The organism is Streptomyces sp. NPDC008125 (assembly GCF_042957125.1).
Taxonomy (GTDB): domain Bacteria; phylum Actinomycetota; class Actinomycetes; order Streptomycetales; family Streptomycetaceae; genus Streptomyces.
In genome coordinates, this window is the sequence record NZ_JBIBHR010000013.1 from 148490 (window position 1) to 156913 (window position 8424).

Here is an 8424-nt window from a genome sequence, read left to right on the forward strand (position 1 = left end):
CTCCTGCGGCGCCCGGAGCCCGGGCCGCCCGTCAGAGGTCGTACGAACGGAGCCAGAGCTCCAGCGTGAGGACGAGCCAGAGCTTGCCCCCCTGGCGCGGCAGCAGCGTGCCCTCGCCCTTCAGCCACGTGCGGATCGTGTCCTGACGGAACAGGCCGCGCTCCCGGGCCCCGCGCCCCAGCAGCAGTTCGTTGCCCAGGTCCCGCAGCGGACCGGTGAGCCACTGCTGCACCGGCACCCGCATCCCGCTCTTCGGGCGGTCCACGACGGTGTCCGGCAGAAGATCGCGCACCGCCTCCTTGAGGACCCATTTCTCCACCGTGCCCCGGAGCTTGTACGTCGGCGGTGTGGCGAAAGCGTGGTCGACCACCCGCCGGTCGAAGAGCGGGGCCCGGCCCTCCACTCCCCGGGACGAGGTCAGCCGCTCCACCTTGGTCAGGATGTGGTGGGCACCCTTGGTCCGCAGATTGCAGTGGAGCAACTGGTTGAGCAGGCTGCTCATGCGGTACGGACTTGCCGGGCCCGGCAGCAGGTACGGTTCGACGAAGCGCTGCGGTCGGGGCGCGTCGGCCAGCGCGTCGAGCGCCTGCGGGGTCAGCAGCACCGGAAGGTCCGTCCAGCACTTGCGGTACGACCGCAGATAGGCGGTCGCCCGGTCCTCGTCCCATGGCGCCCCGGCCTCCCGGTGCATCTCCTGCACCAGCATGGGGAGGTTCTTCGGGCCGCCGAAGACGGGGTCGCCGCCCTCGCCGTTGAGCACCACCGACGCCCCCTCGTCCGCCACCGCCTCCGCGAGCAGCAGGTTGGGCACCGTCAGCGGGTCGCCCACCGGACTGTCCAGCAGGGCCGCCGCCTCCGCGAGCCGCGCCGCGACCGTCGCACCGGAGACGTTCAACACCCGGTGCCGGGTCCCGCAGCGCGCGGCGACGAGACCCGAGTAGCCGAGCTCGTTGGGGAGTTCACCGCCGAAGCTGATGGAGTACGTGCGGACCGGACGGCTGTGCAGCTTCGCCGCGAGCGCGGTGACCAGCGAGCTGTCGATGCCCCCGGAGAGCAGGACCGCCACCGGCTCCGCCTCGGGCAGCCGGCGGGCCACCGCGTCCTCCAGCAGGGCCCGCAGCCCGAGAACATGGTCCTGCGGGCCGTCGGGCGCTTCCCCGCCGAGCCTCTCGACCGGTTCCCAGTGGACGGTCTCGGCCACCGAGCCGTCCGGTGACAGCCGCAGCACCCGGCCCGGCAGCACCTCCCGTACGCCCGTCAGCAGCGTCTCCTCGCCGGGCAGGTAGGCGAAGGTCAGGAACGAACGGACCGCGGCCACATCCAGGGACGTGCCCAGCGCCGGCCATCTGCGCAGCGCCCGCAGCGAGGACGAGGCCGCCCAGGCCCCGTTCGCCCGCGCGTAGAACACCGTACGGGCGCCCACGTGGTCGCGGATCAGCACCAGGTCGGTGCCGTCGAGCACTGCCAGCACGAACATGCCCTCGGCGAGCGCCACCCCCTCCGCGCCGAGCGACGCCCAGCAGCGCAGCAGCAGTTCGGCGTCCGGGCAGCGCGCGGGGGCGGGGGTGCCGTGCTGTTCCAGCGCGTCCCGCAGCACCGGCGCGTTGTGGAGGGTGACCTCACCGGTGGCGGTGAGACCGCACGCGGTGAACGGGCCCTCGGCCGGACCGGGTTCGCCGCGCAGCAGGGCCGCGTCCGCGCGCGGGACGGTGACCTCCGGCCCGATGCCGGGGATCGCGCCCATCGCCCGGACGTGGGCGCGAGCTCCGTCCGTCGTGGGGGCCAGACTCACACAGAAGCGCGCCATCGACGGCTCCTCTCCGCTCTGTTCCTCGCCGGGATTCCTTCGTGCGCCGCTCTGGTGGTGTCCGGCCTCGATCCGCCGGACACCACCCCGGCGCCTCAGCCGAAGTCGTCGTCGCTCCAGCCGCCGTCGTCACCGTCGCCCCAGCCACCGTCCCAGTCGTCGTCCCCCGAGCCGGCCGGTCCGTCCGAGTCGCCAGAACCCGCCCCGTCGCCGCCCGCGCCGCCGTCCCCTCCGGAGTCCCGCGCCTGGCGGCGCAGCTCCTCCTCTTCCTCCGGGCTCAGGGTCAGCGGCGGCAGTTGCGCCTCGGTGACGGCCAGAGCCGTCGCCCCGATTCCCGCGAGCAGCAGGCCCATCCGGCCGCCGAACGAGGTGCGGTTGACCGTGAGGGATTCGCCACGCCCCCACACGGTCCGGCCGTATCCGAGGTCCCGGCCGTAGGTGGCGGTGCCGTTGGAGACGCGTTTGACGATGCGGTCGCCGAGGAGTTCGTCGGTGCCCGACGCCCCCACGTTGTCGTGCCAGCGCACCAGCCCCGCCACCGCCGGATCGCGTCGCCGCCACTCCTGCCGGCCGTCCTGGTAGGAGCGGTGCACCGTGCCGTCCGCCAGCAGCTCGTCGCTGTAGCCGATCTCTGTGGGCCTCATCATGGTCTGCTGTCCTCAGGGTCTTCCGGTCGGATCGGGCCAGCTCAAGAAGCCCGTGGCGCGCAGGTCCCGCAGCCCCGTCCACACCGAGGCCCGCGGCACCCGGGGCCCGCGGGTGAGACGCAGTACCGCGCGGACCAGCCGGCCGGGCGGCACGGCGGCGACCTCGGCGAAACGGCCCTGCGCCAGCCACGCCGTCTCCTGCTGCCTGAGGGTGCCGGGCAACGCGGCCAGTTCCTCCCTCCGGACCGGGCCGCGTCCGGCCGGCAAGCGCATGGCCCGCGCATGACGCGGTACGAGCCCGATGGAGGAGACCCGCACGCCGGGGGCGGGGCCGAGGGAGGCCCGGACCAGGCCACGCAGCGCGATCCCCCGGGGGCTCGCGTCGTGGAGCACGTACACCGTCGCCCCGCCCGCGCGCTCCAGCGCCGTGGTCAGCCGCGGGTCGAAAGGCAGCGCGCCGGCCACCGCGAAGACCGGGCAGGCGGCCTCCAGATGGACGTGGTTGGCGAGCAGCATCCGCGCGATCGCGCGGTCCTGGCAGACCAGGAGACGGGGCAGTCCGTAGTCGTGGAGGTCGGGTTCGCTCTCCCGCTGCGGGGCGGGAACCCCCTCCGGCGGGGGCGGCAGCAGGCCCGGAACGGTGTCACGGCCCCGGGCGTCCAGGGCGCGGGTGAACGACGACAGCCGCAGGTAGGGCCGCACGGTGCGAGGAACCCGGCTCAGCACGGGCAGGGCGGGATCGAGCACCCGGCAGGTCTCGAAGTACAACTGCCGTTCGGTGAACCGGAGACCGTCAGGTTCGGCGGCCCGTGCGGCGGCGGTGTCGATCGCCGTGTGGAGGGCGGCGTCCAGCGCACGGGCCATCAGGCGGGTGCCGGGCCCGCGGGACCCGGCTGCGAGGGCGCGCGCCCCGGTGAGGGGCGGACGTCGGGGCGTCATCACGTGCTCCTGTCGTGCTGGTGGTGCGGGCCGGGGGTGCGGGAGGCGCCGCGCGGCGGCTGGCCGACGGCCTCCGGCCAGGTGAGGAACCCCTCGGAGAGCGGGCTCCCGGGGCGGTCCGGCCTCGGGGCGGGTGCCGTCACGGCGTGCTCGACCGCCTTGGTGACGGCCTCGGCGAGTACCGGGGGCGGCACCGCGGCGGCCGGCCACCACCAGCCCTCGGCCAGCCGTGCGGCCTCGTGCTCGGGCAGACCGGCCACGGTACGCAGCAGTTCGGCGTCGTACCCGGAACCGGCGGAGTAGCGGCGGACGGCACGCGGGTTGCGGGCGGCGGTCCCCGGCCGGAGACCGGCGTCCACAACGGCCCGGCCGGGGTGGGCCGCACGGAGCGCCGGTGCCAGCACGGCGCCCGAGGCGTCCGCGTCGTGCAGCACCACGACCGGCAGGCCGGCCCGCTGACCGGCCAGCAGTTCCAGGGCCTCGCGCACGCGTCCGGGGCCGTCCGTGCCGCCGATACGGTCGGTGGCCTTCGTCACCAGGAGGGTGTGCGGCCGTTTCGGGAGCCCGTTCTCCCTGAGGAAGCGCGCGACGACCGGCTCCGTGCAGAGGATCACCACTTCGGGCGGTCCCGACCGGCCCTCGGCAGCGCGCCGCGCGGCAGTGGTGCCTGCCGCGCGCCTCTCGTCCACCACACCACCAGGCAGCCCGCCGTACGTCGTCGCCCAGGCGCCGTGCATCAGCGCCCGGAACGCGTTCTCCGACGGCTGGACCAGCGCGAACGCCTGCCGCCCCGGACGGTGGCGCAGCGCGGCCGCCAGGACCAGCACCACAGGGACGAGCCATGCGGCGACCGTTCCCAGCGCGCCGCGTGCCACGACGGCACCCGCCACCAGCGCGGCGGAGAGCGGGAGCGCGACCGCCCAGCGCACCCACGCCCGGACACCGCGCGGCACCGACGCCTCCGAGAACGGGTTGGACGACCGGGACGCGTACCAGAGCTGGGTCAGGGTGATCCTCAGCCGGGCGTTGCCGGTCGCCCGCTCGACGCAGCGCCGGATGCGGACGTCGTGCATCCCCGGCCCGTCCGACCACGGGTCCAGGGCGTAGCGCCGCCCGCACCGCACACATCTGCCGCCGACGCGTTCCTTGCGGGTGATCCGCGCCTCGCAGCCCGGACAGATCACGTGCCGGGCCCCCGTCCGGTGCCGGGGGAGGGCCATGTCAGGAAGCCCAGACCGGCCGCCCCGGCGCGGGCGGGATCGGGCCGCCCGGTCGCCCGGGCGGCGCACCGCACGACGACGTCCAGCAACCGGGCCGGAGGCAGCCCGACGAGCGGGAAACCCCAGCCCCGCCCCAGCCACTTCAGCTCCGCCTCGCCGAACTCACCGAGAGCGGCGAGTTCACGCCGTGCCGCCGCGTCGGGCCCGCGCCACCGGTCGCGCACCGGCACCGCCTGGGCCAGGCCGCGGACCTTGCCCACGGGGAGACCGGCGTCGACCACCGCGGTCCGCGGAAACGCGTCGCGGGTCCGCCGGACCAGGAGCACCCCGTGCGCGTCCGCGTCGTGCAGCACGATCACCGGCCCCCGAGGTGCCAGACCCACGGCCTCGTCGAGGGTCCGGACGAGCACGAGGCCGTAGTGCCCGGCCACGCCCTCCGCCGCGAGGAACGCGATGACCGACGGATCGGGGCAGAGCAGGACCCCGGGGGCCTCGGCGCCGGGTGCGGGCTTCCGCGGAGAGGGCGGGGCGGCGTAGGGGCTCCGCTCCCGTACGGGCTCGTCCACCAGGCCGGGCGGCAACGCGCCGTACACCCGGAGCCACGGGGCGAGGACCACCGAGCGGAACGCGTCGCGTTCCACCCGGGGGACGCCCCGCCCCACCCCGGCACTCCGTGCGACGACCACCGACAGCGACACCAGCAGGAAGACCGCTCCGGTGAGGAAGGCCGGTACGAAGGGGACCAGGACACCGGCGAGCAGGAGGACGACGCCCGCCACCGTCAGCAGCGGGTTCCACACCGCGCCGAGGCTGCTGGTCCGCAGCGAACGGCGCGACAGGGCGTACCACAGCTGGCCGGGGGCGACCGCCACGTGACCGTCGGCCGACAGCGCGGCCATCACCCGCCGCACCCGGAGGTCGCTGAGGCTCAGGGGGTTGGTCTTCGGATCCAGCGCGTAGAGGCGTTTGCAGTACGCGCACCTGTTGCCGGGGCGTTCCTTGCGGAGCAGCTCGTGCTCGCAGTGCGGACAGATCACCGGTGGTCCTCCAGCGCCGTGGCCACCCGGCGCAGCCGGCCCGCCAGCCGCTCCCGGAGCGTGGCCGGGGCGATGCCGTGGACCCGCTGGCGCTCCTCCACGGAACGCAGGGCCGCGGCCAAGGACCGGAAGTCGGTGGCGGCAGCCGTGGCGAGTGCTCCGCCGCGGGGTTGCGGCGAGATCCCGCCGAGGGCCCGGCGCTCCGCCTCCGGAGCGGTGATCGCGTAGTCCTCGTGATCGATGCCGTAGCCCGTGTTCGCCGTGAGGATGGTCAGGGGCCGCTTGCCACGGTTGGCGAACGAATGGGGCATCATCTCGGGGATGCGGATGAGCATCCCCGGCACCAGGCTCACGTCGGCGGTCCTGCCGCGCTCGGTGTCGTACAGACCGCACGACGCGTGGCCGAGCGACAGCACGTAGTGCTCGCCGCCGTGGGCGTGCGGGGTGAAGGCGCTGCGGGGACCGACCATCCCGAGCTTCACCGTCGCGTTGGACGGCCGCTCCGGGGACGTCGCCGCGTCTCCGACCAGGTAATGGGCGAACTGGCCGTCGTCGATGAAGGGAATCATCTGGCCGCCGGGACCCAGCGGGCGGCATCCGTCACGGTCGGCGACGACCACGGAACCGTCCGGCCGCACGTGATAAAGGCGCACCCCGCGGGGCAGCGCCCCGCGTAGCCGGTCCGGTATCTCCTTGCCCGCGCCCATTGCGCCTCCCCCCGCCCCGGTGGCGCGCGGCGCGCGCGTCACGAGGGAATCGTAGGGCCGGACGGCACCCGAGCGGGAGGCGTGAGCACGTCTCTCCGGTGAAGTCGCGGTGAACGGGAGGTGCGAAGGGCGGACGAACGGCGCGGTGGACGGCCGACGGGCGCCCGAATGGCGGCACCCAGGCCCGGGGCCTACCGTCGGACGGGTAACGCGTCCGGCCCGCCCGGGCCGTGGACGCCGCCGTCGGCAGACGTGAGTACTGATATGACGGACTCTCCCACGCATGTCGCACATCTGGCCGCGCCCCGCAACGAGGGACGCGGCAAGGGCATGGCACTCCTGGTCATCACCTCGTGCCAGCTGATGGTCGTGCTCGACATCACCATCGTCAACATCGCGCTCCCACACATCCAGTCCTCGCTGGGCTTCAGCACCGAGAACCTCTCGTGGGTGATCAACGCCTACACCCTGACGTTCGGTGGTCTGCTCCTGCTCGGCGGACGGCTGGGAGACATCCTCGGACGCCGCAGAGTCTTCATCTTCGGTGTCCTGCTCTTCGTGTTCGCCTCCCTCCTCGGGGGCCTGGCGCAGGAATCCTGGCAACTGCTCGGCGCCCGCGCGCTGCAGGGGGTCGGCGGCGCCATCGCATCCCCCACGGCGTTGTCGCTGATCACCACGACCTTCCGTGAAGGCCCCGAAAGGAACAGGGCGTTCGGCGTCTTCGCCGCCGTCTCGGCCGGCGGCAGCGCGATCGGGCTGCTGGCCGGCGGTCTGCTGGTGGAGTGGCTCGACTGGCGGTGGATCTTCTTCGTCAACGTCCCGATCGGCCTGCTGATCGCACTGGCCACCCCCCGCTACATCCCGGAGTCCGTACGCCACCCGGGCCACTTCGACCTCCTCGGCGCTCTCACCTCCACGCTCGGCATGGTGATGCTCGTCTACGGTTTCATCCGGGCCTCGGAGGACGGCTGGAGCGACTCGATCACCCTCGGGGCCTTCGCGGCCGCCGTGGTGCTGCTCGCCGCATTCATCGCCAACGAGCAGCGGTCGAAACAGCCGATCACCCCACTGTGGATGTTCCGCGACCGCAACCGCGCGGGAACCTACGGAATCATGCTGTCCCTGTCCGCCGCGATGTTCGGCATGTTCTTCTTCCTGACCCTGTTCGTGCAGAACGTCCTCGGCTTCAGCCCACTGCGCGCCGGGCTCGCCTTCCTCCCGGTGAGCGCCATCATCGCGGTCGGCGCCGGGATCGCGTCCCAACTGCTCCCCCGGTGGGGGCCGAAACCGTTCATGGTGACGGGTGCGGTGCTGGCGGCGGCGGGGCTCGGCTGGTTGACCCTGACCGACGCCAACAGCACCTATCTGGGCAGCCTGCTCGGCCCGGTGCTCGTCTTCGGCTTCGGCATGGGACTCCAGTTCGTGTCGCTGACGCTGATGGCGGTCTCCGGCGTCCGCCCCAAGGAGGCGGGAGCGGCCTCCGGCATCCTGAACGCCACCCAGCAGGTCGGCGGATCGCTCGGACTCTCCATCCTGGTCACGGTTTTCGGTACCGCGAGCCGCAACGAGGCCACCGACCAGATCCCCCCCTTCATGCAGGAGGCGACCCCGGCACAGCAGCTGGAGTTCCGCAGGACCGGCGAACTGCCGCCGCCCTGGGGCAACGAGGTGCTGTCGTCCGGTGTGTCCGCCGCCTTCATCGTCGCGGCCGTGCTCGCCGTACTCGCCGCACTGATCGCCCTCTTCGTCATCCAGGTCCGCGCCTCCGACCGCGAACGGCTCCAGGGCGGCGCGGCCCCGGCGACGGACGACGACGCGGACGTCGCGCCGGGTACGGGTACGGGTGCGCGGACGGCCGCCGACAGGGACGGTACGGCGCCCAGGAACGGCGTGGCCCTCCAGGACCGTGCGCCCGACGACGGACCGCCGCCACCGGGGACCTGACCGGCGCTCTTCGCCCCTGTGGCGGGGGCGGGGCCCCCGCCGGGGGGGCCCCACCGCGGGGCCTGCCAGGGGGGGGGGGGGGGCCGGGGGGGTGGTGGGGGGGGGGGGGGGGCGGGCCCCAGG

Annotated in this window: 7 protein-coding genes; 1 reads left to right on the top strand and 6 read right to left on the bottom strand. The window is 74.0% G+C overall.

Going from position 1 to position 8424, the window contains the following annotated elements:
• Positions 1 to 31: 31 nt before the first annotated feature.
• From ACFZAX_RS22835 to ACFZAX_RS22860, 6 genes are all read right to left on the bottom strand, one after another.
• Positions 32 to 1807, bottom strand: a complete 1776-nt coding sequence (locus tag ACFZAX_RS22835) for an asparagine synthase-related protein (protein WP_390963774.1) — start codon at positions 1805 to 1807, stop codon at positions 32 to 34.
• Between the two features lie 95 nt (positions 1808 to 1902).
• Positions 1903 to 2454, bottom strand: a complete 552-nt coding sequence (locus ACFZAX_RS22840) for a hypothetical protein (protein ID WP_390963775.1) — start codon at positions 2452 to 2454, stop codon at positions 1903 to 1905.
• Positions 2455 to 2466: 12 nt separating this feature from the next.
• A complete protein-coding gene (locus tag ACFZAX_RS22845) occupies positions 2467 to 3393 on the bottom strand; it encodes a hypothetical protein (RefSeq protein ID WP_390963777.1) in 927 nt (308 codons plus the stop codon).
• A complete protein-coding gene (locus ACFZAX_RS22850) occupies positions 3393 to 4577 on the bottom strand; it encodes a hypothetical protein (protein WP_390963778.1) in 1185 nt (394 codons plus the stop codon). The genes ACFZAX_RS22845 and ACFZAX_RS22850 overlap by 1 nt, the downstream gene beginning before the upstream one ends.
• Positions 4574 to 5650 (bottom strand): hypothetical protein, encoded by a 1077-nt coding sequence (locus ACFZAX_RS22855; RefSeq protein ID WP_390963779.1) that lies wholly within the window; start codon positions 5648 to 5650, stop codon positions 4574 to 4576. The genes ACFZAX_RS22850 and ACFZAX_RS22855 overlap by 4 nt, the downstream gene beginning before the upstream one ends.
• Entirely contained in the window at positions 5647 to 6399 is a 753-nt protein-coding gene (locus ACFZAX_RS22860; RefSeq protein ID WP_390963781.1) for a cupin domain-containing protein, read from the bottom strand. The genes ACFZAX_RS22855 and ACFZAX_RS22860 overlap by 4 nt, the downstream gene beginning before the upstream one ends.
• Before the next feature lie 222 nt (positions 6400 to 6621).
• On the opposite strand from ACFZAX_RS22860, the gene ACFZAX_RS22865 reads away from it, so the two are divergent.
• Positions 6622 to 8301, top strand: a complete 1680-nt coding sequence (locus tag ACFZAX_RS22865; RefSeq protein WP_390963782.1) for a DHA2 family efflux MFS transporter permease subunit — start codon at positions 6622 to 6624, stop codon at positions 8299 to 8301.
• The last annotated feature ends 123 nt before the right edge of the window (positions 8302 to 8424 follow it).

Bases quoted from the DNA above. Each gene is read 5' to 3' on its own strand.
- ACFZAX_RS22835 (WP_390963774.1), bottom strand. From the start codon at position 1,807: ATGGCGCGCTTCTGTGTGAGTCTGGCCCCCACGACGGACGGAGCTCGC.
- ACFZAX_RS22865 (WP_390963782.1), top strand. From the start codon at position 6,622: ATGACGGACTCTCCCACGCATGTCGCACATCTGGCCGCGCCCCGCAAC.
- ACFZAX_RS22840 (WP_390963775.1), bottom strand. From the start codon at position 2,454: ATGATGAGGCCCACAGAGATCGGCTACAGCGACGAGCTGCTGGCGGAC.
- ACFZAX_RS22845 (WP_390963777.1), bottom strand. From the start codon at position 3,393: ATGACGCCCCGACGTCCGCCCCTCACCGGGGCGCGCGCCCTCGCAGCC.